At 38.9% G+C, this 26,325-nt stretch carries 35 protein-coding genes; 11 read left to right on the top strand and 24 right to left on the bottom strand.

Translation table 11 applies throughout. The annotated features are described in order from the left end of the window. Positions 1 to 113: 113 nt before the first annotated feature. The 5 genes from fabZ to MK805_RS09860 all read right to left on the bottom strand — a co-directional run bounded on the left by fabZ (position 114) and on the right by MK805_RS09860 (position 3,201). Complete coding sequence (gene fabZ, locus MK805_RS09880) at positions 114 to 557, bottom strand: 3-hydroxyacyl-ACP dehydratase FabZ (protein ID WP_240875613.1); 444 nt, start codon at positions 555 to 557, stop codon at positions 114 to 116. 76 nt (positions 558 to 633) lie between these two features. Next, positions 634 to 1,152 carry a CDP-diacylglycerol--glycerol-3-phosphate 3-phosphatidyltransferase gene (gene pgsA / locus MK805_RS09875; RefSeq protein WP_255724574.1) on the bottom strand — a complete coding sequence of 173 codons (519 nt, stop codon included), beginning with the start codon at positions 1,150 to 1,152 and terminating at the stop codon, positions 634 to 636. A 64-nt stretch (positions 1,153 to 1,216) separates the two neighbouring features. Further along, entirely contained in the window at positions 1,217 to 1,900 is a 684-nt protein-coding gene (locus tag MK805_RS09870) for a DNA-directed RNA polymerase subunit beta (protein ID WP_240875612.1), read from the bottom strand. A 194-nt stretch (positions 1,901 to 2,094) separates the two neighbouring features. Next, on the bottom strand, positions 2,095 to 2,376 hold the full coding sequence (gene spoIIID / locus MK805_RS09865) for a sporulation transcriptional regulator SpoIIID (protein ID WP_240875610.1): 282 nt from the start codon (positions 2,374 to 2,376) through the stop codon (positions 2,095 to 2,097). A gap of 141 nt (positions 2,377 to 2,517) precedes the next feature. Then, complete coding sequence (locus tag MK805_RS09860) at positions 2,518 to 3,201, bottom strand: M23 family metallopeptidase (RefSeq protein WP_240875608.1); 684 nt, start codon at positions 3,199 to 3,201, stop codon at positions 2,518 to 2,520. A 138-nt stretch (positions 3,202 to 3,339) separates the two neighbouring features. On the opposite strand from MK805_RS09860, the gene MK805_RS09855 reads away from it, so the two are divergent. Together MK805_RS09855 and MK805_RS09850 are read left to right on the top strand one after the other, a co-directional pair. After that, positions 3,340 to 3,570: a spore photoproduct lyase family protein gene (locus MK805_RS09855; protein ID WP_240875606.1), complete on the top strand. Its 231-nt coding sequence runs from the start codon at positions 3,340 to 3,342 to the stop codon at positions 3,568 to 3,570. A 96-nt stretch (positions 3,571 to 3,666) separates the two neighbouring features. After that, positions 3,667 to 3,933 (top strand): hypothetical protein, encoded by a 267-nt coding sequence (locus MK805_RS09850; protein ID WP_240875604.1) that lies wholly within the window; start codon positions 3,667 to 3,669, stop codon positions 3,931 to 3,933. 116 nt (positions 3,934 to 4,049) lie between these two features. Here MK805_RS09850 and MK805_RS09845 read toward each other — a convergent pair whose 3' ends face one another. The 7 genes from MK805_RS09845 to MK805_RS09815 form a co-directional block, all read right to left on the bottom strand. Then, positions 4,050 to 4,250 carry a hypothetical protein gene (locus MK805_RS09845; RefSeq protein WP_240875602.1) on the bottom strand — a complete coding sequence of 67 codons (201 nt, stop codon included), beginning with the start codon at positions 4,248 to 4,250 and terminating at the stop codon, positions 4,050 to 4,052. Between the two features lie 67 nt (positions 4,251 to 4,317). Beyond that, entirely contained in the window at positions 4,318 to 5,310 is a 993-nt protein-coding gene (gene spoIID / locus MK805_RS09840) for a stage II sporulation protein D (RefSeq protein ID WP_240875600.1), read from the bottom strand. 77 nt (positions 5,311 to 5,387) lie between these two features. Further along, positions 5,388 to 6,683: a UDP-N-acetylglucosamine 1-carboxyvinyltransferase gene (gene murA, locus MK805_RS09835; RefSeq protein ID WP_240875598.1), complete on the bottom strand. Its 1,296-nt coding sequence runs from the start codon at positions 6,681 to 6,683 to the stop codon at positions 5,388 to 5,390. A gap of 20 nt (positions 6,684 to 6,703) precedes the next feature. After that, a complete protein-coding gene (locus MK805_RS09830; protein ID WP_240875595.1) occupies positions 6,704 to 7,417 on the bottom strand; it encodes a YwmB family TATA-box binding protein in 714 nt (237 codons plus the stop codon). A gap of 68 nt (positions 7,418 to 7,485) precedes the next feature. Next, positions 7,486 to 7,728, bottom strand: coding sequence for a DUF1146 family protein (locus tag MK805_RS09825; protein WP_240875593.1), 243 nt, complete (start codon positions 7,726 to 7,728; stop codon positions 7,486 to 7,488). 494 nt (positions 7,729 to 8,222) lie between these two features. Further along, complete coding sequence (locus MK805_RS09820; protein WP_240875591.1) at positions 8,223 to 8,435, bottom strand: hypothetical protein; 213 nt, start codon at positions 8,433 to 8,435, stop codon at positions 8,223 to 8,225. 185 nt (positions 8,436 to 8,620) lie between these two features. After that, complete coding sequence (locus MK805_RS09815) at positions 8,621 to 9,247, bottom strand: Vat family streptogramin A O-acetyltransferase (RefSeq protein WP_255724600.1); 627 nt, start codon at positions 9,245 to 9,247, stop codon at positions 8,621 to 8,623. Between the two features lie 81 nt (positions 9,248 to 9,328). On the opposite strand from MK805_RS09815, the gene MK805_RS09810 reads away from it, so the two are divergent. Next, entirely contained in the window at positions 9,329 to 9,685 is a 357-nt protein-coding gene (locus MK805_RS09810; protein ID WP_240875589.1) for a hypothetical protein, read from the top strand. Between the two features lie 46 nt (positions 9,686 to 9,731). On the opposite strand, the gene MK805_RS09805 is transcribed toward MK805_RS09810, so the two are convergent. From MK805_RS09805 to ndhC, 11 genes are read right to left on the bottom strand one after another with little or no spacing between them, the layout of a single operon-like run. After that, positions 9,732 to 11,180: an NADH-quinone oxidoreductase subunit N gene (locus MK805_RS09805; RefSeq protein WP_240875587.1), complete on the bottom strand. Its 1,449-nt coding sequence runs from the start codon at positions 11,178 to 11,180 to the stop codon at positions 9,732 to 9,734. A 2-nt stretch (positions 11,181 to 11,182) separates the two neighbouring features. Continuing rightward, the gene (locus tag MK805_RS09800; RefSeq protein WP_240875585.1) at positions 11,183 to 12,646 is read right to left on the bottom strand and encodes a complex I subunit 4 family protein; all 1,464 of its coding nucleotides are present in this window, start codon (positions 12,644 to 12,646) and stop codon (positions 11,183 to 11,185) included. Further along, on the bottom strand, positions 12,646 to 14,490 hold the full coding sequence (gene nuoL / locus MK805_RS09795) for an NADH-quinone oxidoreductase subunit L (protein WP_240875584.1): 1,845 nt from the start codon (positions 14,488 to 14,490) through the stop codon (positions 12,646 to 12,648). Before nuoL ends, MK805_RS09800 begins: the two co-directional genes overlap by 1 nt. Before the next feature lie 13 nt (positions 14,491 to 14,503). Beyond that, positions 14,504 to 14,809, bottom strand: a complete 306-nt coding sequence (gene nuoK / locus MK805_RS09790; RefSeq protein ID WP_240875583.1) for an NADH-quinone oxidoreductase subunit NuoK — start codon at positions 14,807 to 14,809, stop codon at positions 14,504 to 14,506. A 1-nt stretch (position 14,810) separates the two neighbouring features. Next, a complete protein-coding gene (locus MK805_RS09785; protein ID WP_240875582.1) occupies positions 14,811 to 15,308 on the bottom strand; it encodes an NADH-quinone oxidoreductase subunit J in 498 nt (165 codons plus the stop codon). Continuing rightward, complete coding sequence (gene nuoI / locus MK805_RS09780) at positions 15,305 to 15,766, bottom strand: NADH-quinone oxidoreductase subunit NuoI (RefSeq protein ID WP_240875580.1); 462 nt, start codon at positions 15,764 to 15,766, stop codon at positions 15,305 to 15,307. The genes MK805_RS09785 and nuoI overlap by 4 nt, the downstream gene beginning before the upstream one ends. 16 nt (positions 15,767 to 15,782) lie before the next feature. Next, entirely contained in the window at positions 15,783 to 16,760 is a 978-nt protein-coding gene (nuoH, locus tag MK805_RS09775) for an NADH-quinone oxidoreductase subunit NuoH (RefSeq protein WP_240875579.1), read from the bottom strand. Continuing rightward, positions 16,760 to 17,860, bottom strand: coding sequence for an NADH-quinone oxidoreductase subunit D (locus tag MK805_RS09770; RefSeq protein ID WP_240875578.1), 1,101 nt, complete (start codon positions 17,858 to 17,860; stop codon positions 16,760 to 16,762). The genes nuoH and MK805_RS09770 overlap by 1 nt, the downstream gene beginning before the upstream one ends. Positions 17,861 to 17,862: 2 nt before the next feature. Continuing rightward, complete coding sequence (locus MK805_RS09765; RefSeq protein WP_240875577.1) at positions 17,863 to 18,423, bottom strand: NADH-quinone oxidoreductase subunit C; 561 nt, start codon at positions 18,421 to 18,423, stop codon at positions 17,863 to 17,865. Further along, positions 18,420 to 18,893, bottom strand: a complete 474-nt coding sequence (locus MK805_RS09760; RefSeq protein WP_255724597.1) for a NuoB/complex I 20 kDa subunit family protein — start codon at positions 18,891 to 18,893, stop codon at positions 18,420 to 18,422. The genes MK805_RS09765 and MK805_RS09760 overlap by 4 nt, the downstream gene beginning before the upstream one ends. A gap of 35 nt (positions 18,894 to 18,928) precedes the next feature. Continuing rightward, complete coding sequence (gene ndhC / locus MK805_RS09755) at positions 18,929 to 19,303, bottom strand: NADH-quinone oxidoreductase subunit A (protein ID WP_240875575.1); 375 nt, start codon at positions 19,301 to 19,303, stop codon at positions 18,929 to 18,931. Positions 19,304 to 19,808: 505 nt separating this feature from the next. Here ndhC and MK805_RS09750 point away from each other — a divergent pair. The 6 genes from MK805_RS09750 to MK805_RS09725 all read left to right on the top strand — a co-directional run bounded on the left by MK805_RS09750 (position 19,809) and on the right by MK805_RS09725 (position 23,529). Beyond that, on the top strand, positions 19,809 to 20,345 hold the full coding sequence (locus MK805_RS09750) for a M23 family metallopeptidase (protein ID WP_240875574.1): 537 nt from the start codon (positions 19,809 to 19,811) through the stop codon (positions 20,343 to 20,345). 262 nt (positions 20,346 to 20,607) lie between these two features. Beyond that, complete coding sequence (locus tag MK805_RS09745) at positions 20,608 to 20,979, top strand: GntR family transcriptional regulator (RefSeq protein WP_240875572.1); 372 nt, start codon at positions 20,608 to 20,610, stop codon at positions 20,977 to 20,979. Further along, on the top strand, positions 20,976 to 21,872 hold the full coding sequence (locus MK805_RS09740; protein ID WP_240875570.1) for an ABC transporter ATP-binding protein: 897 nt from the start codon (positions 20,976 to 20,978) through the stop codon (positions 21,870 to 21,872). The genes MK805_RS09745 and MK805_RS09740 overlap by 4 nt, the downstream gene beginning before the upstream one ends. Then, positions 21,869 to 22,540, top strand: a complete 672-nt coding sequence (locus MK805_RS09735) for a hypothetical protein (protein ID WP_240875568.1) — start codon at positions 21,869 to 21,871, stop codon at positions 22,538 to 22,540. The genes MK805_RS09740 and MK805_RS09735 overlap by 4 nt, the downstream gene beginning before the upstream one ends. A gap of 97 nt (positions 22,541 to 22,637) precedes the next feature. Next, positions 22,638 to 23,273 (top strand): acyltransferase family protein, encoded by a 636-nt coding sequence (locus MK805_RS09730; protein ID WP_240875566.1) that lies wholly within the window; start codon positions 22,638 to 22,640, stop codon positions 23,271 to 23,273. Between the two features lie 37 nt (positions 23,274 to 23,310). Next, a complete protein-coding gene (locus MK805_RS09725) occupies positions 23,311 to 23,529 on the top strand; it encodes a hypothetical protein (protein WP_240875565.1) in 219 nt (72 codons plus the stop codon). An 88-nt stretch (positions 23,530 to 23,617) separates the two neighbouring features. Here the strand turns inward: MK805_RS09725 and MK805_RS09720 are convergent, their stop codons facing one another. Further along, positions 23,618 to 24,625, bottom strand: a complete 1,008-nt coding sequence (locus MK805_RS09720) for a medium chain dehydrogenase/reductase family protein (protein ID WP_240875564.1) — start codon at positions 24,623 to 24,625, stop codon at positions 23,618 to 23,620. A 205-nt stretch (positions 24,626 to 24,830) separates the two neighbouring features. On the opposite strand from MK805_RS09720, the gene MK805_RS09715 reads away from it, so the two are divergent. Next, positions 24,831 to 25,664: an alpha/beta fold hydrolase gene (locus MK805_RS09715; RefSeq protein ID WP_240875563.1), complete on the top strand. Its 834-nt coding sequence runs from the start codon at positions 24,831 to 24,833 to the stop codon at positions 25,662 to 25,664. A gap of 17 nt (positions 25,665 to 25,681) precedes the next feature. Further along, positions 25,682 to 26,269, top strand: coding sequence for a TetR/AcrR family transcriptional regulator (locus MK805_RS09710; RefSeq protein WP_240875561.1), 588 nt, complete (start codon positions 25,682 to 25,684; stop codon positions 26,267 to 26,269). Positions 26,270 to 26,325: the final 56 nt, after the last annotated feature.

Genomic DNA, 26,325 nt, shown 5'->3' with positions numbered 1-26,325 from the left:
AACGATTAGAATGCACCATTAATAATGGTAATCATTATAACTCCTTCTATATAACTCTACATGCGATTGGCTGGTCCATCTGATCTAAAAATTCCATAGATATATGTGGAGTATTACTTATCATTATCTCCATCCATGATAGCAAACATGATTTCTCCGTCAGCAACTATTTTGTCACCAACACGGGCTACAGCATTCCCTTTTCCCATTTTCCCACGTAAACGCGTCATCTCTACCTCAAGTCGAAGAGTATCTCCTGGCTTTACTTGTCCACGAAAACGGACACGGTCAATCCCAGCAAAGAAAGCAATTTTCCCTTTGTACTCATCTAATATAAGTATCGAACATGCTCCCACTTGTGCCAAAGCTTCTACAATTAAAACACCAGGCATCACTGGGTATTCTGGAAAATGCCCTTGAAAAAAAGATTCATTCATCGTTACATTTTTGATTCCAACCGCTTTTTGACCAGGAACTACTTCTATGATCTTGTCAATTAACAGAAATGGATAACGGTGAGGGATAACTTCCTGAATCTTATTAATATCCCATTCCATGTTTTTTCAACTCCTTTTCGCTAGCCATCTATACTCGATACAGTTTAGCATACGTAGTCAACGATGACGAGATAAGTTACTCTTTATTAGCAGAACGAATGAGAACGAAATAGATAAGAGAGGTCAAATAAGATAATCCGATGACAAACCAAAGAAATGTTTGTGCACCATTAATGGAAAAGAGAAGGGTAAACAAAGCAATATAGAAGAGCACCGTTGTAAGTTTCCCCATAATATTTGCTGGGATTGTCTTCTTACCTTTTAAGTGAAACAGTGTGGAATAAATAATCATGGAAATATCACGCAAAAAGACAGCAAATGCTGCCCATAAAGTAATTTTATGTGTAATGAGAAGAGATAAAAATACGGCAATAATCATTAATTTATCTGCTAAGGGATCAAGAAGACTGCCTATTTCAGTTACAAGATTATAACGCCTTGCTATATATCCATCCACCACATCTGTAATTCCAGCAAGTAATATAATTGCTACAGACCAAAATAATTTACTAGGTATATCAGAAAAATATATAAATAGATAGGTAGGGACCAAGAAAAAGCGAAAAATAGTAAGGATATTTGGTATGTTTATCATCTAAGACCCTCCAGCCTACCACAAAGAATCCCGTCTTTGTGGCAATTCACACAGACGGGGTTGTTTATCCATAAATTAAATTGTAAACATGCATCCACATATTCATATCAAATATATCACTAACCGGCTGGCCGCCTACAACCGTGTGACCAATAATTAAACTAACAAATAAAACAATAACTAAAAGTGCAGGGATTCCTAAGATCCATATACTACGTTTTACCCATCTGGAATCTGTTGTATACTCTTCTTCGTCTTCCTCATACTCAACATGATCTTTTAGCGGAGGCTGATGATGAATGGTGTTTAATTCTTCTTCTAATTTTTGCGGATTCAACGAATTTAATTCCTGTTCAATCGCTTTTAATTGTTCTGCATCAAACTCATAAGTTTTAAAATCAATTGGAGTCAGGGTATCTTCAATTCCTGCGAGTGGATCTTGTTTCTTCTCTTCCTTCTCCTCTTGGGATGAAACATCTGCTTCTTGTTCTTTCTCTACTTCCAATAAGGTTGCTGAAACCTCAGATTGAACACTATCTTTCTCAGTAGATTCTTGTTTTTTTTCTTGTTTTTTTTCTTGTTCTTTTTCCGCTATTACTTTTTCTTTGCTTTCTTTTTGCTCTTCTTCAACCTGACCCTCTTGTTGTTCCTTGCTCCACTTTAATTCCCCAACAGGCAAACGATTGTCATCCTGTTCTACTTTGACTTTGTCGTTCTTTGTATCTTTTTTATCTTCTAATTGACTCATGTGTCATACCTCTCCAATTACGATATGCTTGTCCATCGAAATCACATAACAAAAATATAACAAAGCATACCTTGATTCGTCTACTAACACCAGTGAATATTGTATTATATATTTTACCATATAATCAGAAGGTCGGAGATGAGATGATTATGTAAATTTTGAATACATCCGACCTTCCAAAATATGGAAATTATTTATATAGAAATCCGTGCTACATCCTTGTTCCCTGCTTTGCGCTTATATTTTATTTTGGTAGCTTCTCCACCACGTAGATGTCTTATGGATTTATGATATTCTAATATTTCTTTTACTTCATTAGCTAAATCCGCATTTATTTCTGGAAGTCTTTCTGTTAAATCTTTATGCACTGTACTTTTTGAAACCCCAAATTCCTTCGCTATTACTCGTACAGTACTTTTGGTCTCTACAAAATATTGACCAATTTTTATCGTTCTCTCTTTTATATAATCATGCAACTCTCCTCTCCTCCTTTCTGCTTGTTTGATACATTATATGAAGCGTACAACCGGTTATGCTGGTACAAGCCAGAAAGGATAGTTGTTATAAAGTTGAATGAAGAAACCACAAAAAAACGCCCTGATCATAAGGGCGCATTTTTATTTTACATAGTCATTTGGATTTAAAGCTTGGTTATTCTTCCGAACTTCGAAATGAAGATGTATACCTTCGTTTTTCTCAAATTGGTTTTGTCCTGCTTCCGCAATGACATCCCCTTTAACGACTGTTTGGTTCATTGTTACCTTTACATTGGACAAACTTTGATAAATGGTGGTTAATCCATTTTCATGTTTGATCTCTACTATTTGACCAAGAACAGGATTTTTCTCTACTCTGACTACTTTTCCGGATGCACTGGCAACTACATCAAATGATTTTCCATTTTTTCTAGCGAAATCAATTCCTGTATGAGGCCAATAGGTATCCGCATATTTGACCAATGCGCTTTCCTTCGCTTTATCACTAGCATTTGCATCATAAAAATCCATTGTTTTGGTAACTGTTGGATCACTGGCCACTGGCAAGGAAATCTGTTTTAGATTGTCAGATGGAACTTCTTCCACTGGTAAAACAGTATCGACATCTGGACTGTTTGTCCGAGTTACATCCTGTTGTTTAGCAGACTGGTACCACCATGCCATCCCGAGTACACATACTGCAACAGTCATATAGAGCGCTGGAAAAAACCATTTTTTGTCTAAAAGTTGAGTAGGTTTTTTTGTTTTTTGGTTTTTGTTTTCATCCAGAAAAGAAACTTTGTTTTTTGGTTCTTCTGGTTTCATAAGCCTGATCACCTCTAGTGACCAGTCTCGACGCATATTCACCTGTTTATACCTTTGTTGGTAAATTTTGTTTTATCTTTAAGAAAAAACGGAACACTTGGTTTATATTTGGCAAGAGACAAGTGAGGGAATGCCGATTTGATTCAAAAGTTACATAAAACTGGTTACCCATCGATTTACAAAAACGGGCAAAATATTATTGAAAAAAGGTATCCTAAAACAAAATTGGTGATGAACGAAGAGAAGGGCGAAAAAAGAAATGGGGGCATTATTGAAAAACGAAGTATCTATACCAATGCACATATGGAGGCAATTCGTGTGCATATGAAAAAACTTGTGGAACAAGCAAAAATCAGCTATTTGACTTAGTTCTTGTCTAAAATGAATTAAAATGGGCTCAGGATGAGTCCGGACCACTTATGTGATCCAGTCTCACCCTGAGATGTCCCGGAGGACTGCTACTGGATGCGGCCCTTACGTCCCCTGGACCCCGATCCGCTGGTTCCCGGGACAGGCACGACCGCTCGTATGGTGCCCACCGTCGACCAGTGGGTGCTCTCCTTCCGCTTGGAGCGGGGGACGGCCGTCTTCGGCTGGTTCCGCGTCTTGACGCGCTTGCCCTGCTTGGCCACTGTTCCTCCAGAACTTGGCTCGTTCGATCATCTTCATTATATTCAAAAGAAAAAGGAATTTCAATCAGGAAATACTTTACTTATTGTTTATTGCAAATAAAGAAAAAACACCAGCATACAAAAGAGTTTGCTGGTGTTTTCCTTTATATATAGAATTTCATTTTTGCCTTCAGACTGCCATACATGACGCATGGCAGTCCTTTTGAATGACCCGAGTTACTTTACCAGCAGGAGATCGGATCGTTCCTTAGAAGCAATGTCATAGACATGTGCTTCCACGTAGATCTCTACACCATCTTCCGGATCAGGGAGACGGCGGACCTTTCCATCCCGTACATACGCCGGCATGATCACTGGGACTTCCTTTCCGTCCTCCTTAATGATTCTCTCGGTTGCATTCAAAGAACGACTCGCCATGATTCCTCTTCTCGTCTTTCACGGACGAAACCTTTTTGATTATAAAAAAATTATAATCAAACATCAACTAATTTGTTATATTTTTAATCTTCACATGTTGGTAGTAATGATAAATAATTTGTTCTGCTGACTTTCCTTGCTTTGCCATCAAATTTGCCCCCCATTGACTCATGCCGACACCATGTCCAAAGCCATGGGTGATAAAAGTAATGTGACCTCCCGCTTGCCTCCAAGAAAAATCAGAAGATGCTAATCCCAATGCCTCTCTTACATCTCTTCCAGTAAAAATGTGATCTCCTATTTTTATTTGAGCAATTCGTTTTCCAGACGTTCTCTTTAAAATTATTGGATGACTTTGTGAGAAAGCAGTGATGGAAACTTTTTTCCCAGTGTGTTGTTCCAACGCTTTGACGACAAAAGATAAAGGTAATGTTTTACTGCGCATAAACTTTGGAGATCGTCTATCCCAAGTAGAAGGGACACTTCGCAAGTATGGGTAGGCTTCTTTAAAATATTCCTCGGAGTTTTCTGTGTACCCATTGCTAGTAGAAAAGAAAGCTGCATAGATCGGTTTATTTTGATAGGTGATAATTTTTCCTTTGGTTGAGTTTACTGCCGCACGAACTTTTATCATATTTTGTTGATAGTAAATTCCCCATTTTTCCTTTAGTTTTTCATCTGTAGCATATACTTGATCTTTAACCGTATCTGTAACGGTTGCTTCCTTATTTTTTACACGACTATAAATATAAGTTCGAGCCGCAATCGCCTGTGCCCGAAGGGATTCGGGCTCGAATTCTACTGGCATCTCAGAAGCTACCACCCCGCGAATATAATCTTCTAATGGCAGTCGAACGGTCTTTTTTTCAACAGATAACTTTACATTTATATAAATTTTGGAGTCATCGGCTAGGTTATTGTTATGTTCAGGAGCGAAAGCATCTACTTTTATACCACCTTGCTGAAAGTCTACTAAAACCATTGGAATCAATACGATCGCTAGTGGTAAAAGGACAAAAAGAGAACACATCAATCCAACAAATTTGTAGTTATAGGACAAAAAAAAACCTCCTAACAGGAATCTTTCTCTTAGCCTATTAGGAGACTTACTAGGTTAGAACTATCTATCAAATTTCCTTATGCATAGGAATGACTAGTTGCTGAAACTTCCTCTTCCACACTCACACGCTTGATTTTTGCACCTAGTGACTGTAGCTTCCCAACAATATCCACATAACCACGATCCACATGATGTAAACCGTACACTTCCGTATCTCCATCTGCTACAAGCCCAGCTAAGATCAAAGCTGCTCCTGCACGCAAATCTGTAGATGTCACTTGTGCACCTGAGAGAGGATGGCCACCTTCGATCACAGCTGTTCTGCCATCGATTTTAATATGAGCACTCATCCGTTTAAGCTCTTCCACATGCATAAAACGATTTTCAAATACAGTTTCGGACATGAGACTCGTACCTTTGGCAGTTAATTGAAGTGCCATCACCTGTGATTGGAGATCAGTAGGAAAGCCTGGGTAAGGTAAGGTTTTGACATCAATTGGTTTTAATTCCCCTTCTGCCCGAACCAAAATACCATCTTCACTCACCATCACTTGGACACCCATCTCTCGTAATTTCGCAATAAGAGGGATGAGATGATCCGCTATCGCCCCTTCTACAAATACTTCCCCACGAGTGATAGCAGCAGCTACCATATAAGTTCCCGCTTCAATCCGATCCGTAATCACGGTATACTCGGTTCCATGTAAAAAATCGACTCCATCAATGCGAATCTCATCGGTTCCAGCACCTCGAACCTTTGCCCCCATTGCATTGAGGAAATTTGCTAGATCGACAATTTCCGGTTCACATGCTGCATTCTCGATAACCGTACGACCATTTGCAAGGCTAGCTGCCATCATTATATTTTGGGTAGCACCAACACTTGGGAAATCCAAATAAATGCTCGCCCCTTGCAGTCGGTCTGCAACTCGGCCTTCAATATGTCCAGCCTCAATTTCAAATTGGACTCCCATTGCTTCTAAACCTTTTAGATGCTGGTCGATCGGACGGCTGCCAATCGCACATCCTCCAGGTAACGGAATTCGCGCATGTTTTTTTCTCGCCAGAAGTGGACCCATAATAAGAAACGAAGCCCGCATCTTCCGAACTAAATCATAAGGAGCTTGTGTCGTCTCAAATGTTTGAGCATCGATGTGTACGCTATCTTCTCCGAGTTCTGCTTTTATTCCTAGGCTAGACAACATTTTGGTAATCGTTTTTACGTCGTCTAACATAGGTACATCCAAAATGGTAATACTTCCTCTTGCCGGCAAAATAGATGCCGCTATCAACGGCAGAACCGCATTTTTAGCACCATGTACTTTTACTCTGCCTTGCAAACGGTTACCACCTTGAACGATAATTTTTTCCACATGTCTTCCCCCCAGATGATCTAATATTCTACTGTAATAATTGGTGAACCAATTGTCACGATTAGCTTGCCATCTTTAACATCACGATGGGTCGCTACTTGGAGGTTCATTTTTCCTCCCCCAGTTTGGATACTCTCCGAAAACAAAGATGAGTACGCGGAAATACTCACGGTCTGATCGGTTTCCATTCCTTCTATCTCTTTTGCATCTAATAGTTTTACTATGTTATGAGCTGTCTTTATTGTATCTGTAGAATGATCTAAATTTCCTTGTATCGAGTAATGCAGATGTGTAGGAATCTCTTGTTTGAAAAGGAATTTTTGGATTCGTTCCGCCGCCTTAGGCCAATCATCTTTTGGCTTTCCATGGCCTGTCACTTGTATCGCTATGTATGGCTTTGATACTTTTGCCTCAGGTTGGTCGATGATCATATAAAAAGAGACCTCTAAATTCCCCCATTTTCCAGAAGCATCATAGCGAATACCATCTTGATCCGTACGTTTTTCAACTTTGCCTAGTGAAAGCTCATTCACCCATTGTCGCATGTTTTTCCCTGCTTGTGAAGCAGATACCAGGTGACCCGTACGACCACTGTGATGAACAACATAAGATGTCGGCTCGATCTCCATTTTGTAAGCTACTCCAAGTAACGTTTGAGGTACCGCTGAACCTGGTTGGCTACTTCCCATCAAAAAAATACTGCTAATAAGCAAAATACCAATCCATCGCAACATGATAAACTCTCCCTATAGCCATTTGCTATCCATTGTGTACGAGCGAATGAGAGTTTATACAAATGATGCTAGAAAAGATATTGCCCTATAATCCTAGACCAATCTAAATAATTGATAAAGAAAAGTGCTAGTTGATGGCCAATGATAATCGACAACATCATCATGACAATAAAAGCAAACCAAGGCTCTTTTATCTTCAATATCGCTTCGATCCGAACACGGAGTAACACCCACCATGTAAAGGCAATCAAGATTAATGAGAAGATGATGTTTGTAAGGGAAGAAACACCAAGTTCTGTTGCTTGCTCCATGACAGCACCTCCATAGTTCACGGTTCACACAACAAGTCTATCGTACACGAAAAAACAGTTCCACCGCAAAACATTTTTTGAGATTATTCATGCAAAAGGTTCAGATAATGGACATTAACCCCCTCTATATCTATGTATGTAACGGAATTTAACTAATTTATTCTTTGTAGTTGAATTAAAAGGAAATTAGAAGTATAATAAAATTCTTAATATGTGTCGACCACCGATGCGGGAAGGTAGCGTATGCGTCTGCATATGTAGCCGACCTAAGGTCGGCACGTGCAAAGCTGCACTCCGCTTGATATAGAGGTACGACTGGGCCCACAACACGAGTCGCGAATCGGGTTGCCGGCCGGCCGAAACTCATGTCGGGTGTGATCCAAGTGTAGCTGGTGCGGTATTCATTATTGTATGAGTGCTGCACCCCGTGTGAATAATGAACGAGCCTATATACAAAATCCTCCCTCATCACATGATGAAGGAGGATTTTTCTACTAAAATAACCAAAAAGCTAAGCCAAAACCAAAAGTAAACAAAAGCAAAAAAATGATAAACAAACCAATAATAAGACCAGCAAACCAGATACCCAAACCAGGGATAGAGATACGCTGTGTACGATAAGTGCGTTTCAAACCATAATACAACAACTTACCAAAAAGAAATGCCAATATAGGCAAAAGAAAAAGTAGTATTTTTAGAATAATCATTCTATTCTCTTACCTCTATCCTCTCTAAAATCACCTTCTTCCCTCTTATTTTACAATGAAAGTGAAAAGAAAATCATATATCATTTCAGAATAACATGATAATAATTGCATTTCCCTTTATTTACGAAAGAAAAAGATCTCAACAAACAGGTCTTTCTCCTCTTACAATTCTAGAAATAAAGATGCTATTTTGCCGCTCGCTTTAAACCATCCAAATCGCCGCTAACAATCTTATCAATGTTTGCAGATATGAGTTCAATATCCCAATCCCACCACTTTATTGTTAGCCACTCATCTATTTTTTCTTTCGAAAATCGTTTTTTTATCTCTTTTGTTGGATTTCCTCCAACAATCGAATAGGCTTCTACATCTTTGGTAACAACTGCATGAGCAGCGACAATCGCACCATCGCCAATTTTTACTCCCGGCATAACCGTCACGTTTCTTCCAATCCAAACATCATTACCAATGACAGTATCACCTTTAAACGGAAGATCCTCTAGTGATGGTACAAACTTTTCCCATCCATTTCCAAATAAATGAAATGGATAGGTTGATCCATCCATTTGGTGATTAGCTCCATTCATAATGAAAGTAGTACCTGCTGCAATAGAGCAAAACTTTCCTATGATCAGTTTGTCTCCATAAACATCATAATGAAACAATACTTGATCTTCAAATGGCTCCCCATTCTTGGAATTGTAATAAGAATAGTCCCCAGCTTGTATATTAGGATTAGTGACGATATTTTTTATGAATTGTACGTTAGGATTTTGCTCCATTGGGTACTTTGTATTTGGATTAGGTCCCAGCACTTTGATCCCTCCAGTAATCGTTGCAAAAAGCAAATGAATATATATGTTACAATAATAACACCCAATACGTTTGGAGGGATGAAAATTAATACGGATTTTATTCATATCAAACGATTTTCAGGAGAGTTAGTGATTTCTCAGGTGAAATATCCTTATCGATATACTTTGACAAAGAAAGAATTTATCTTTCAAAAGCCACATATGACCTATCATCTCATGCTCTCAGATATCATTGGGATGATTCCTTATACACTTCCCAAAAATGAACTTCAACACCCAACTTGGCAGCACTATCAGATTCGTGCCAAAGCTCTACATGTAGTGAGTCGTAACGGTACATTTGAAAAGGAATCTGCTGACTTGATCCTGCCCCTTCATCCTCGAATGGTTCGTGCGTTAGCAGAAATGGATAACTTTGTACAAATTGGTGATTAAGATATAGATAGGAAATCCCCATCTACTAAAGATGGGGATTTCTGCTTTATGCGATCCATGCGCTCAAGCTTTGTAATACAAAACTTGGCATAATTCCAAATAAAAATGTCCCTATAAGCGTTATTGCAATTACGATTCCTGTTGACCAATGAATTTTGTCTAGCGATACTTTGTCATCATCTTGCCAATACATCTGACGGATCAATCGGAAGTAGTAGTAATAGGAAATGACAGTCGTGAGCAGCATAGTGCCAGCGAGCCAAAATAAACTATTGCCAAATGCGCTGATGAGTATGGTAAATTTCCCAATAAAGCCTGCCGTAAATGGAATTCCTGCTAGGGACAATAAAAATACAGTCAAACAAAATGCAAGCCATGGTGACCTCTTATACAAACCACTCAGCATTTTTTGGTCAGGACTGCGCTCTTTGGCGATTACTTGTAAAATAGCAAAAGCACCTGCGCTAGCCAATAAATAAGCAACAAAATAATAATATAAGCTGAAAAATGCTTCTTTTTCTTTACTCAATAATAAACTTATGACCGCAACAAGCATATAACCTGCATGCCCGATACTAGAGTATGCCAATAGCCGTTTTAAGTTTGATTGTTTGAGCGCTACGACATTTCCGACGATCATAGACAGCATGGCAATGACCAGTAATGCAGGGACAACCACCATATGTACAATTGGCTTGAGTCCATCCGAAGGAAACAATCCACTCAACAATCGAAGGGCAAAGACAAAACCAGCGATCTTAGAAACAACAGCTAAAAAAGCAGTGACTGTTGTAGGCGCACCTTGGTAAACGTCAGGAGCCCACATATGAAACGGAACAGCAGCGATCTTAAACCCAATCCCAATGAACAGAAGCACTAGTCCTAGATATAGTAACAACCCATGTTCATTATGGTAGGCAATAGAAAGTGAATCAGACATGCCCACTAATTTTGTGGTGCCTGTTAAACCGTAGAAAAAAGACATTCCGTAAAGCAAAAAGGCCGAAGATGCACCGCCATAAACTACATATTTCCATGCTGCTTCACTTGAGATCATTCGATCCCGCTGCATACCTACCAATACATATGAAGAGAGACTGAGCAGTTCCAAGCTGACAAATAAAGAAATTAACTCAGAGGAGCTTACTAGTGTCATAGCGCCTAGTAAAGCTGCTAAAAGAAGTAGATAATATTCTCCTTTTGCAGAAACTTTTTCGGCAAATGAGAGAATGAGCACAAGTAAAGTCCCTACAATAAGCAGAATTTTGATAGATCGAATAGTGGTATCACTTATGAAGCTCCCGCTGAATAAGTTGATAACTTCTCTGTCTTGCAGTAACACAAACAGTCCTGAAGCAATCACCGTTAAAATAGAAATAAAACCCAAAACAAACCGCGAGCTATCTTTGTTTAACAAAATCTCCCCAACTAGTACTAAGGCAATCCCTACTAGTAAAATCCATTCTGGAGAGAGTTGCATGATCATTTCATTCATCTTTAACCCCTCCATCCAGATGCTATGGTATTAAGCGCACCATTTAAAGTGTTGCTTATCAGTTCAGGATAGATTCCAATTCCAATGATGAGTAAGACCAAGACAAACATAGGAAGCCATTCTTTCCAATCCATGTCCCTTGCTTTAAAGGCTTTTTGCTGCCCGCCAAAAGTAACTGACATCAAAGCCCGTAAGGTATAAACTGCTGCTAAAATCAAGCCTAATGTCCCTACAGCAGCATAAATCGGATGTTTTTCAAACAACCCTAATAAGGAAAAGAACTCACTTATAAATCCTGATAACCCTGGAAGTCCTAATAATCCCAGACTCGCTACCATCAAAATACCTGAAAAAATCGGCATTGACTTTGCAAGCCCTCCAAAATCCTCTAATTGGGTTGATTTGGTTCGCTGATAGAGAGCACCAACTAAGAAAAAGAAAAGAGCAGATAACAATCCATGGGAAATAGATTGAAAGACAGCACCTTGCAATCCAACCTGATTTACAGCTGCGATCCCTAATAGCACGATTCCCATATGACTGATACTGGAGTATGCCAACACACTCTTTAATTCTTGCTGAGCAAAAGCTAAAATGGCTCCATATAGCAAGTTGATAAGTCCTAACACAGCTAAAACAGTAGAAATGTACTCCATATAATTCGGAAACATACCGACTCCAAATCGAAGTATCCCATAAGCACCCATTTTTAATAAAATCCCTGCGTGAATCATGACGATAGAAGGAGGTGCTTCTACATGGACAAGTAACATCCAGCGGTGAAAAGGGAAGATTGGCAGCTTGATTGCAAAAGCTATCAATAAAAATGTCAACAGTGTCCAAATAACTCCAGAAGAGGGACTTACGGCTATTGCTTGCTTCAAAACCTCGTAATCCACCGATCCATAAATTACGTATATTCCCACAATTCCTATGAGCAAAAATGCTGAACCTATTCCGTTGTAGATCAAAAAATGATAAGCTGCTTTCTCTTTTTGGGAATATCCCCAAATTCCAATCAAGAAAAACATGGTTACTAATGTAACCTCAAAAAATAAGAAAAACAAAAATAGGTTAGATGCTAGAAAAACTCCCATCATCCCGAATTCTAACAATAAAAAAAGTGAGAAATAGGTCTTTGTACGTTCTTTAACATAGATTGAAGCCATGGACGCAATAAAACTAACTAACGTAGTGAGGACGAGTAATGGCAAAGATAGCCCATCTATTCCAAGACTATAGAAAAAACCATCTGTTGATCCAAAATGAAACCAAGATATATTTTCTTTAAACTGTAATCCTTGACTCGCTTGGAATGGAAAGTATAAGTATAGGCTGAAAACAAAAGCGATAAAAGTAAAGATACTAGCTAGAACACGATGCGATCTTACTGCTGTCTTAGACAAAAATTGAATTACTACCACACCTAAAAGCGGAATACTTAGCAAATAAGAAAGAAGTCCCATCAGAAGATCAACCTCCCCGCTGTGATCGTTAGGAGAAGAAGCAGAAAACCAAAGACACTTATTAAAAGATAGCGTTGAACTTGACCATTCTGTACATATGAACCTATCGTACCAAGTTCATATGGTAATGATTTGATGAAACGAGCAATACCTCCAATAATAAAACGGTCCCAACCCATCAATACCCAGCCTAATCCTTTAAGAGACCATACAAATAACGCTTGGTAGCACTCATCTACATAAAACTTACGATAAGAAAGTCGATAGCCAAAACCACTATACTTCATGAGAGATGAGGCAGATATCCATTGTTTTTGGTACACCGCATAAGCCAAAAATATACCTAACAGAGCAACGAATGCAGCCAGAAGGGCTATCCACCATAAAGTTCCACTTTCCGAACTCTTCAACCATTGTCCTAAAATAGGTTTTGGAAATTGAACAAAACCAGAAATTACGGGAAAAACAGCCAATACCCATATTGGTACTTGATAATACCAAGAGAAGGTCTTCGTTTGACCCACTGCTCCTCTTCCTGTGAAAACGAGAAAATAGAGTCGAAATATATAAAAAGCGGTACAAAAAGCGGTTAGCAATGCTGCTGCAAACAAGTCATATTTTCCACTTTGATATACTGCTGCAAAAATTTCATCTTTTGAAAAGAAACCGGAAAATGGAGGAATCCCAGATATACTAAGCCCGCCGATCAAAAATGTAATCCCCAGCCATTTCTGTTCTTTTCCTAATCCACCCATTTTTCGAATATCCTGTTCATTGCTAAATGCTACAATGACTGCACCTACAACCAAAAATAGCAAAGCTTTAAAAAATGCATGGGTAAATAAGTGGAATAAGCCAGCCGTTAAACCTAACGAACCAAGCCCTAACATCATATATCCCAGCTGACTTACAGTAGAATACGCGAGTACCCGCTTGATATCCGTTTGAGTCAAGGCGATAAGAGCTGCAAATAATGCTGTAAATGCCCCTATATACGATACAACAGTTAAGGCAGTAGAAGATGCTTCAAATAACCAAAAAGTTTCCGCCACAAGAAATACTCCTGCTGCTACCATAGTCGCTGCATGGATTAAAGCACTGACCGGTGTAGGCCCTTCCATAGCATCAGGCAACCATGTATGAAGCGGAAACTGACCGGATTTTCCCGCCGCCCCTGCAAAGATCAAAATAGCGATAAGGGTAATCATACCAGCAGATATTTGATTGGTTTTTACTGCTTCTTGTATGATGGAAAAATCGAAACTACCGACTTTCCAAAACAATAGGCAAATCGCGATAAATAAACCAACATCACCGATTCGAGTTACAATAAATGCTTTTTTAGCAGCTTGTTTCGCTGATTCTTTATAAAAATAAAACCCAACAAGCAAGAAGGAACACACACCAACTAACTCCCAGAAGAAGTAGAGTTCCAGGAAATTCGGTGCAATCACCAAACCGAGCATAGAAAACGTAAAAAGCGATAAATAGGCAAAAAAGGTATTACTTCGTTCATCAGCCTTCATATAACCAATGGAATAAATTTGAACCAAACAACTAACAAAAGACACAATAAAAAGCATGAGCACTTGAAGGGGCGCAAAACTAGCACCAACCGTAACGACTTTTGAACCAATATGTAACCAGTTGATTTGCCATGTTGGGATGTTGTGATTCCAAATGAAACTCTGTGCAATGAGATAAACAGCAAACACAAAAGACAAAAACGTCAGCCCAACTCCAATGAAGGATACAAGTTTTTTCGTGCCTTTTGTTCGCAGTAATAATTGCACAACAAATGCAAGCAGCGGAAGCAAAGGGACTGCCCATGCTAAACCTGTCATTGTTATCAGCCTCCTAACCTTTCAAAGAATTGTATTGATCCGCTTCTGCTGTCTCTTTTTTACGATATAAGGAAATAAGGATTGCTAACCCAACCGCAGCTTCAGCTGCTGCAACGGTGATGGTAAAAAAGGTAAAAATTTGCCCATCTATATTTGGAAATAACCCTAAACGCGAAAATGCAACCAGATTTAAATTGACAGCGTTTAGCATCAACTCAACGCTAAATAGCAACATCACCGCATTCCTTTTGCTCAATACCCCATAAAGACCAATACAAAATAAAATAGCTGCCAAAGCCAAGTAAGAAGTCAAATACATATCACTTCTGCTCCTTTCTGGCCAGTACAATAGCCCCAATTAATGCAACCAACAATAAAATGGATGCTAACTCAAAGGGAATAGCATATTGTTTAAATAAAATACTGCCTATCTGTTGCACACTAGGGCTAGATACCTTTTCGGCAGGGGTAAAGATTGGTGATTGATAAATAATGACCATAATAATTACAAAAAAGCTAATTATCGTAGCAAGACTAATCCATTGATGGTACTGAAAAGATCGACCAGGACTTCCTTCTTCCGGCTTTGTCAGCATAATCCCAAAAATCATCAAAATCGAAATTCCCCCCGCATAGATCAACACCTGTACAACAGCTAAAAACTCTGCTTGTAACAAAAAATAGATTCCAGCGAGACTAAAGAATGTAAAGGCAAGAGAAATAGCCATATGCATCACACGGACTGAGTTAAGAAAAAAAACCGCACCTCCTATAGCAAAAACCGACAAAATAGAAAAAGCGAAAAACTCAGCATTCATGAAGGTGATCCTCCTTTTGGCTTTTTTGCTGGAAGAGGATTTAATGTATTTTCAGAACGGATATTTTCATCATTAGCAAATAACCATTCTCTATTTTTGAACAATTCATCACGGGAATACGTCGATAACTCAAAATTATTGGTCATCACCACTGCTTCTGTAGGGCAGACTTCTGTACATAAGTCACAAAGGATACAGATTTCAAAATTGATATCGTACGTATCGATCACTTTCCCCTTTTGCTCAGGATCAGGATTCTTTTTGCCAGTTAAAGAAATGCAATCAGTTGGACAGACACGAACACATTGATTGCAAACGATACATTTATCTGGATCAAAATATTGTATCCCGCGAAATCGATCAGGCATCTTAAGGGGTTCCTTGGGATAGTTGTAGGTTACTTTTGGTTTCACCATATTTTTCAAGGTGACATTTAAACCTTTCATCAAACCAAGCATTTTTAAGACCCTCCTTTTAGTAGTATAGAGTAAAAAAAGGAACTTCTTTTAATAAAGTAGTGATCACAATATTTGCTAAGGCCAGAGGCAGCAATACTTTCCATGCAAACTGCATCAACTGATCGACACGAATCCGGGGCATCGTTGCTCGTACCCAATATAAGAAGAAAACAACCAGCGCAAATTTTATGATAAACCAAACAATTCCCGGCAAAAATGTTAGACCAAACGGGGCATTCCAGCCTCCCAAAAATAAAACCGTAGTAAGAGAAGACATCGCAAAAATATATACATATTCCGCCAACATAAAAAAAGCGAAACGAAAACCACTGTACTCCACATGATAACCTGCTACGAGCTCTGATTCTGCCTCAGGCAGATCAAAGGGAGTACGATTTAATTCCGAGACAGAAGCAATGATAAAGACAACAAATCCAATTATTTGGGGAAACACAAACCATGTTTTCTGTTGCGCCGCAACGATTTCATTTAAATTAAGGGAACCAACTGTTAATACAATTCCGACTACAGATAAAACAAGCGGAATCTCATAACTAATCATTTGAGCCGCCGAGCGCATACCTCCTAATAGAGCATATTTATTATTGGAGGCCCATCCTCCTATCAATATGCCGATAGTAGTGATACTAGAAATCGCCATATAATAAAGCAGGCCTACACCGATATTTGCAAACTGTATTCGGGAACTAAACGGCATCACCGCAAGTACGGCAAAAGATGGCACAAATGCAAGGATAGGAGCGAGTTTAAACAGACTACGATCTGCATTTTTTGGAATGGTATCTTCCTTGATCAGCAGTTTTAAAATATCCGCCACTGTTTGTAGAAGTCCCCAAGGACCTACTTGGTTAGGGCCTATTCTTCCCTGTATCCAGCCGATCACCTTTCGTTCCGCTAAAATGGCATAAGTGACAAAACCGAGCACAATGAACAATAAAATAACAGGGCCTAAGTACAGGAGCAATGCATCCATCAACCATCCACCTCACCCAATACAATATCGATTCCACCCAAGATAGCTACCAAATTGGAGATATTTTCATCTTTTAGCAATGTTGGGAGGATTTGCAGATTATAAAAGGATGGCCGACGAAATTTAAGCCGCCATGGTTTATCCTTCCCTTTACTCACGATATGACATCCTAATTCTCCGCGTGGAGATTCAATCCCAACATATACTTCTCCTTCTGGCACGCGCAAAACACGTGGTACTTTTCCCATGATCTTTCCTTCAGCTGGGAAGTCATCAACTGCTTGAGCTACTATTTTTAGTGATTCGTCTATTTCTCTCATCCTACAAAGGTACTTTTGGTAGAGATCACCTGCTTCACCTACAGGGACCTCAAAAGTGAATTTTTCGTAGATGGAATAGGGTGAATCCTTGCGTAAATCCCAATTCAAACCGGTAACGCGCAGGTTCGCTCCTGAAAGGGCAAAGCTTATGGCAGTTTCTTGGTCATAAACACCAATCCCTTTCGTTCTTTGCATGAAAATTTCGTTCCCTGTTACCAGTTGATGATACTCTTTCATTTGCTTTTGCAAATAGGTAACAAAATGGTCCACTTTTCCTATCCAACCGCTTGGTGCATCCCATTTTACCCCACCGACACGCATATAGTTGTAGGTCAGCCTCGCTCCGCATAACTCGTTAAATAAGTCCAAAATTTGTTCGCGGTCCCGAAATGCATAGAGAAATGGACTCATTGCTCCTATATCAAGCAGATATGTACCCATCCAAACCAAGTGGCTCGCAATCCGATTTAATTCCATTACGATTACTCGTAAAAACTCAGCTCGTTCAGGAATTTCCAACCCCATCATCTTTTCTGTTGCATGTACAATGGCATAATTATTGGTCATCGCAGATAGATAATCCATTCGGTCTGTATAAGGAATGATTTGCGTATAGGTTAAATCTTCGGCCAATTTTTCGGTACCACGATGTAAGTAGCCGATTACTGGTTCAGCTTCTACAATGCGCTCTCCATCCACCTTTACCAGTAAACGAAGTACACCATGTGTACTAGGGTGCTGCGGCCCAACATTTAAGAGCATTTCTTCTGTCCGAATCAAGGCTACACCTCCTTATCCAAGGCAACATAATCTTTTCGTAGCGGATGGCCTACCCATTCATCTGGTAATAAAATTCGTTTGAGTTCAGGATGACCTGTGAAATGAATTCCCATTAAATCGTACATTTCCCGTTCATTCCAATTTGCCGCAGCAAATAAATGAGAAGCACTTGGAAGAACAGCTTGCTCACGGTCGAGTTTTACTTTTACTGCAACCCGTTCTTTGCGATTTAAATCATGCAGGTGAAAAACCACTTCTAAATGTGTTTCATAGTCAATGGCAGAAGCATTTTGTAGATAGGTAAAATGTAGATCAGGTTCATTTTTTAAAATAGATAAAACATCGATCCACTTTTCCTGGGAAATAATAAGGGTAGGTAAATGGTCATTTGGTTGGTTAATATAACCCTCTAAGACTGCCCGTTCTCCCAATTTTCCTTTTAACTGAGTGACGAGATCATCCACAACAGGTTGTTTTGGGGAAGGTGGCAGTGCCTTCTCATCTACTACTTTTTTGGCGGCTGGCTTTGGACGCACAGGTGGCTTTTTATCTTCCTCACTCACTGACTCGTCACCCTCTTTCCAGTTTTTGCTTCATAACGTATTTTCTCTTGCAGTTTATGGATTCCATAGATTAGAGCGGCAGGATTTGGTGGGCACCCAGGAATATAAACATCTACAGGTACGATCTGGTCGACACCTTTCACGACCGAATATGATTTGACATACGGCCCGCCTGCTGTCGCACATGATCCCATTGCAATAACCCATTTTGGTTCGGGCATCTGATCATATAACCGACGTAACAATGGAGCCATTTTCTTTGTCACCGTACCAGCGACAATCATCAAGTCCGATTGTCTAGGAGAAGCTCGGAATATCACACCAAATCGATCGAGATCATAATGTGAACCTCCTGTTCCCATCATTTCAATCGCACAACATGCAAGTCCAAATGTCAGCGGCCACATGGAGTTACTTCTTGCCCATGCCTTTACTTGATCTAAGGTAGTAGTAAGAACATTTCTGTCCATCGTTTGACGTGTCAAAGGGTCTATATTTTCAAAGTTTACTTCCACTCTAACACCTTCTTTTTCCAAGCATAAATAAGTCCCAACACCAGAAAGCCGATAAATAGTCCCATCTCCAACAAGATGGCTAATCCTATATCAGATCGTAAAACATCATAAGCGGCTGCCCAGGGGAAGAGATATATCGCTTCCACATCAAAAACAACGAAGAGAAGAGCATACAAGTAATATCGAACATGAAACTGCACCCAACTGCTTCCAACCGATTCAACACCGCTCTCATAAGTTTTCGCTTTCTCATCTGTCGGCCTAGAGGCTCTCAATATACGGGCTAGTATAAACGCGGCTATCGGCAGTAAGACAGCGATAATAAAAAAGATGGAAATAATCAGAAATGCTTTGGTAATCGGCATAAAAGAATCCCCTTTGCATTCATCCTCTGTCAAAATAAAACGCTTTCAGTTTTTTAAATAAAAAGAATATAGTTGTCCTTAGAAGGTAAATTTTTTATTTCCCTTCATCTTTATTCGAGTTGGTTATTCAACTTGCTACACAATACTAGACAAAATTTTACGAAAAGAACTATCTTTTGACCTGATTATAGCAAAAAAAGAAGAGTTGTGTCTAATTATGCACAAGAAATAGAATATACTGTTGCAATTATATAGTATTTTTTACCTTATAAGTTGGCATGTCTATATGAAAAAAATTAAGTTCTATTACGTACAATAGAAACAGAACGAAAAGAGATTTCCTAAAATTCCACTTCTATTTATCCTGAGTACCTAAGAAAGAATAAATTACTAGAGTTACTGGATAACATAATTCCAATCCGATTTGCGTCCATATTTTGAATATAATTTCATTTATAAAGGAAAACATTGCTTTATCTCTAAGAGATATACAGGGGGTGTTTTTGTGAAAAAAATAAAATCCTGTTTTTTATCTCTTGTCCTTTTCTTCTCTTGTTTTTCTATTGTAGAAATAAGTCCTGAGCAGAGCTATGCTGCTCCCTCCTTTCAAATGCCATTTCCTTGTGGACAAACGTGGAAAGGAGAAACTCGAAAAGACCATAATCCAAAGCTATCCATCGATCTTAGCCGAAAAAATGGTTATGGAGATACAGTTGTCGCTTCTGCTTCTGGAAAAGTGAAAAAGATTGGAAACCTCGGTAATAGAAGCTATGGAAAGTATGTCTACATTGATCATGGAAACGGGTGGGAAACTCGTTATGCACATCTTAGTAACATCAGTGTAAAGAAAGGACAGACAATCGAAGCAGGTCAAAAAATTGGAAATGTAGGCACCTCAGGTAATTCCTCTGCTCCTCACCTACACTTTGAAGAGAAGCATAATGGTGTTATAAAACCTGTCTATTTTAACTCTAAAAAAGTTTATTACTTTGGAAAAAGAAACTATAAAAGCGCAAATAAATGCTCTTCTCAAAAGAAATAGCGATAACTAGAAATAAAACTAACAAAATATTCAATAATCCGGTCGATATTTCCCTATTATCGGTCTAATAAGTGTATTACTACTGAACCCGAGGTAAAACCTCGGGTTATTTCTATTTAAGTAAACTACTTTACCTTTGAGAACATTTTACTTGTTCTGATGTGTTGAGTTTTTCAAAAAATATATAGAAATTGTTGACAACAAAAATTTAATCCTATATGGTTAGTTACATGAGTAATTAACCAGTTTGGTGGTGAAGGTTATGGATAGTTTAATCGATGATAGCCGTCCGATTTTCGTGCAAATTGCTGAACGAATCGAGGACGATATCATCAAAGGAGGGCTACTTGAAGAATCGCAGGTCCCTTCCACGAATCAATTTGCTTCTTTTTACCGGATCAACCCGGCTACGGCCGCAAAAGGGGTGAATTTGTTAGTGGATCAAGGAATTTTATACAAAAAACGCGGCATCGGTATGTTTGTCGCGAAAGGGGCACACGCGAAATTGATGGAGAAACGGAAAGAACAATTCTTTGCACAGTATGTCGTGAAGATGATTCAAGAGGCAGAAAAGTTGGGAATCACATCGGAAGAATTGACAGACATGATTAAGAGAGGGGTAAAAACAAAATGAGTCATGCAGTTGAAGTACACCGACTGACAAAATCATATGGAGACGTAACAGCAGTCCATGATGTCAGTTTCTCCATCGAAGCAAATAAAATTTACGGGCTGCTTGGAAGAAACGGTGCCGGCAAAACAACGCTCATGAAAATAATTACTGCTCAAATATTTGCAACATATGGGGAGGTAAAAGTTTTCGGTGAAGTCCCTTATGAAAACAGTCATGCGCTTAGTCAAATTTGTTTCATTAAAGAAAGCCAAAAATATCCGGAAAACTTTCGCATTATGGATGTATTGGATGTGGCTGCTTCGATTTTTCCAAACTGGGATATGGAATATGCCTATACATTGATTGAGGATTTTGAGCTTCCACTGAAGAGAAGAATGGAGAAGCTTTCCCGAGGAATGCTCTCCTCTGTCGGAATTATTATCGGACTAGCCAGCCGTGCACCGCTTACGATATTCGACGAACCTTATTTGGGACTCGATGCCGTGGCTAGAAGCTTGTTCTATGATCGATTGATTGAGGATTACGGGGAACATCCGCGAACCATCATTTTATCCACACACCTGATCGACGAAGTAAGCCGGTTTTTAGAGCATGTTATCGTCATCGATAACGGCAAGATACTTATCAATGAAGATAACGATGTTCTTCGCGAACGCGCAATTACCGTCACTGGGCAGACAACAAAGGTAGAAAGCTTTACAGCAGGAAAAGATGTGATTGATCGTACACCGCTTGGTGGATTTCTCTCAGCCCATGTCATGGGGGAACTAAGTACAGAAGATCGCAAACAGTCTGAAGAACTTGGACTTGAACTCACTCCAGTATCGTTGCAACAACTGATCGTTCATCTGACAAGTGCAAAGACTCATAAAAAGGAGGAGGAAGTACAATGAACCACATAACAGGTGTCATGAATATGCACTTTAAAGCGAAATGGTGGTTTTTCATCCCATGGATCATTACGTTTCTTATCTTTGGTTCCAATCTTGTCATCAGCTTTCTCATCGGTGTGCCGATCTCTTATCCTGGCAGTATCGCCCCTACCTGCATTAGTTTGCTGGTTATAGCGATCGTTATTGTCATTCGCATGTTTCCATTTGCACTTGGATTAAGCGTACGAAGAACGGATTTCTTTTTAGGTGCCACAAGCATTTTCGCTGTGATAAGTGCTGGATTTGCAATTGTATTGTTTCTGTTTTCACTTGTAGAGCAGTGGACAGGTGGATGGGGTACGAAATTACACTTTTTCCACCTTTCGTATTTAAATGACGGGTCAGTTATAGAGCAACTATTAACGAGTTTTGTGTTCATGCTGAATATGTGTTTTCTTGGGGTTGTTATAGGGAGCATCTTTCAACGATTTGGTCGTACCGGACTACTTATTTTCTTCGGCACCGTCTTTGTTGTTGCCACCATCGGTTCGTTAATTTATGGATGGTGGGTAGATATCTTTCATTTGTTCATCCAGCATTCCGCATTTGAACTTGCGATCGGCTCCATACCATTGGTTGTCATCTATATCCTTGCATCATATGTAATGCTTCGTAAAGCGACCGTTTAAACGGAAGATAAAGAACTCTCTTATTAAACTGCATTTTATGGGTGGGTTGGTAGATACATTTTTAAACATCTTTAGAAAAGGAAACATAGATATTACCATGAATACAATAAATAACATTCATATAGAGAAATCATCGTCTCAAAAAGCCGGTCGGTTATTCTTTATTGATAACCTAAGGTCAACACTCACCATATTAGTAGTGCTGCATCACTTGGTTTTCTTTTCCATTGCTACGAATGTGTTCAAACCCGAATCAATTGAAGCTACTATTGGAAACCTATTCCTCTCTATCAATCAAAGCTTTTTCATGGGTCTGTTCTTCCTTATTTCAGGCTATTTCGTTCCATCTTCTTTGGAGCGTAAAGGAGCCAAACGTTTTCTCCGAGATAGATTCATTCGACTGTTTATCCCTATCATCTTTTACGATTTCATCCTTAGCCAAACCCAAGCAATCGATGCTTATATTTTCAATCGGGAACCGTTGACATGGAAGACCTATTTCTCCCATATAACATATGGGCCTGTGTGGTTCGTTGGAGTACTTCTGATTTTCATTTGTTTATATGTATTTTGGGTAAAAGTCATTAGAAAACACACCAAGTTAACTGATCGCCAGAATATCTCCCTTACCTACACCAAGATCATCATTTTCGTCATCCTATTAGCAGCAGCAAATTTCATTGTTAGACTGTGGGTCCCGGCTTTTGGTCTACCTGGTGGCTCAACTCGATAAATACAAGGTACAATAAGCTATTGATTATATTTAATTATTGATGAGATTATATAGATACTTGTTATTTTCCAAACAAAGGAGTAGCCAAAAAAATGTCTCTGTCGGTCAAGATCCAAAGTCACTAAATGTAGACTTTTCAGGAAGCAATGTTCAATCTGATTTTCCTATTCAACAAGGAACTATCTCTACATCAACAAACGAAGTTGATAATCGCCAGCTCAAAGGGGTTATTGGTACAAGTGATGCAAACACATAATGGAGATATAGTCTTTATCCGATAATAATCTAGAAATAATAATGAGCACTCTAACTAAAAGAGTGCTCACTTCATTTGCTTTTTATTTTTAGGTATATAAAATAATTTTCCCAACTTTATTTGATGTTTCTATTAATTCATGAGCTTTTGCAACTTCGCTCAATGGAAAACGTCCAAAAATGATAGGCTTTATCTCTTCCTTTTCCAACAAAGAAAAAAGATACTTTAAGTCTTCTTGAAACCAGTCTAGATGGTCTTTTTTAAACCCAGAAATGGTGTACAAATAAGTCTTATTCCCATTCTCTGTCTCACCTTTCGAAGTTAATTCATCCCAGTCTCTAGCCCAGTCTTGAGCATTTCCTTCCTTAAGAATAGAAGTGTAGCCAAAACCAACAAATCTGCCTTTCTCACTTAGTATGTTTTGGGATCGCTTATAGTTCGTACCACCAATTGGATCAAATACAACATCGATTCCTTCAGGTACTTCTCTCTGCAAGATTTCCACGAAATCTTGGTTTTGATAATCGATCGGGACAGCACCAAAAGAGGAAACCACATCATGTTTCATTTTCGAGGCTGTTCCATACATTTTCAATTTGGCTCGTCTTCCTAGATCCAACAAGGCCGTTCCGACCCCTCCACTCGCACCATGAATCAATATGCTTTCCCCCTCAGTCACTTTTGCCACTCGATGCAGCATTTGATATGCGATCACATAATTCAAAATGATCGCTGCACCCATTTCTGGCTCTATCTTTGGCGAAATCACAACCAGCTCATCTTCTTTTGCATAAACATAAGATGCATATCCACCCGTTCCACCAAAGAAATATGCTACTTTATCTCCAATCACAAAACCATTGGTTCCCTCTCCTAACTCCTCTACTATTCCAACGCCATCATATCCAAGAGTCAGGGGAAGAGATAAAGCTGATGGAAACTTCCCAACTCTACGCATAACGTCTCCAAGTGCAACACCAGCAGCTAAAACCTTAACACGAATTTCCCCTTGTGTCAGCTTTCTAATAGGTTCCTCTATTACTTCCAATACATCTGGACCGCCAAATTGATTGATCTGGACACATGTATTTTCCATTTTCAAAAACCTCCTCTTTTCATGAAACAGAATACTACTTCGAGGATGCTCTAAGTCAATGTGGATAACTGCTATTAAATTAAAAACTTAATATTCATATATTGATAAAACTCCTTGCATGTTTAGAAGTATCCATATAATATATCAATAAATTAATTGATTGATCGACTTAGTCAATCAAAATACAAACAGGTGGGGCTTGAAAATGACAACAAAAACAGAATTTATCAACTCAACGATTATATCCAATGATGGTACTGTTATAGGCTACAAAAGTATTGGCCAAGGTCCAGGGGTACTTATCATTCATGGTGCTTTAAGTGACTCCAATGACTTTACTTCCCTAGCTATTGAACTTTCTTCTTTTTTTACTGTGCACATTGTGGATCGCAGAGGACGCGGCATAAGTGGACCACAAGGGAACAACTTCTCCATTCAAGTTGAGTGTGAAGATGTGAAAAAAATACTAGAAACTACTGGGGCAAACTTAATTTTTGGACATAGTTTTGGAGGTCTTATTGCACTTGAAGTTGCAAAATCATTTCCAACTGCCAAATTAGCTCTTTATGAACCTGGTGTAGTGATTATGAAAGAAAATTGGGATTGGCTGAGCGAATATGAATCGGATATGAAAAAAAGAGACTATCGCGCGGCATTTGCAAGTTTTGTTAGAGGCTCTGCCCAATCTCCTTTATCAAGGCTTCCAAAATGGTATGCAAAATTCATCTTGAGACTAGTCATTCGGGGTGAGCATTGGCAGAAGATATATAGTCTATTAGAAGAAAATCTGTCCGAGCACAAGGAAGTACATCGACTTGCAGGAACTTATCGAGACTATGATAATATAAAATCTGATACCCTTTTCATGTTTGGAGAAAAAAGTCCTACATCAGTCAAACAAATGACCGAAACATTAAATGGAACCATCCAAAAAACAAAGGTGATATCATTCCCAGAGTTAGATCATTTTGGACCGAATAATAAGAATAAACCGGTAGAGATTAGTAAACATATCGCAAATTTCTTTCTTCAAAAATAACAAAGGTGGAGAAAAATATGCCACGGTTGGCAAAAGAACAACTGGAACAAATCCATAAGGAACGAAAAATACAGATAGCTCAAGCTGCTACCAAGGTGTTTGCTAAACACGGTATTGCTGGAACTAAGATGAGTATGATCTCACAAGCTGCTGGTATTAGCCATGGGCTTTTGTATCACTACTTTAACTCAAAAGATGAACTGTTCACTTCACTAGTTAAAAGTGCAATAGAGACATCCACAACTGAAATACAAAAATTGATCGAATGGACCGGCGGCACACCATTAGAGAAAATAAAACTATTAACAGAATCTATCATAGATGAAGATGGTGCGCCTTTCTTCCAATTACTTCATATTGCAAGAAATTCAAAAGATGTTCCAGATGAGGTAAAAGAGCTCCTTACAAACTACTCTTTGGACTTTTATATTAAACAGTTATTTCCGTTATTTAAAGAGGGTCAGGAAAATGGACAAATGGTGGAGGGTGATACAGCAGAACTGATTGCCGCTTATTTTACCGTTCTTTCAGGAGTGATGGTTCTAGGAGATGGCTATCCGCTTCCAAGACCTGAATTACTGCTACGAATCCTAATAAAACCTTAATATTTTTCGAGTTATTGTTAAAACAATTTGCCCCATCTAAAATCATGTAATCTTTA

This window comes from Shimazuella soli, assembly GCF_022511585.1.
GTDB lineage: Bacteria > Bacillota > Bacilli > Thermoactinomycetales > Thermoactinomycetaceae > Shimazuella > Shimazuella soli.
Note: the sequence above shows the minus strand (reverse complement) of the source record. Positions and strands in the feature narration are given on the sequence as shown.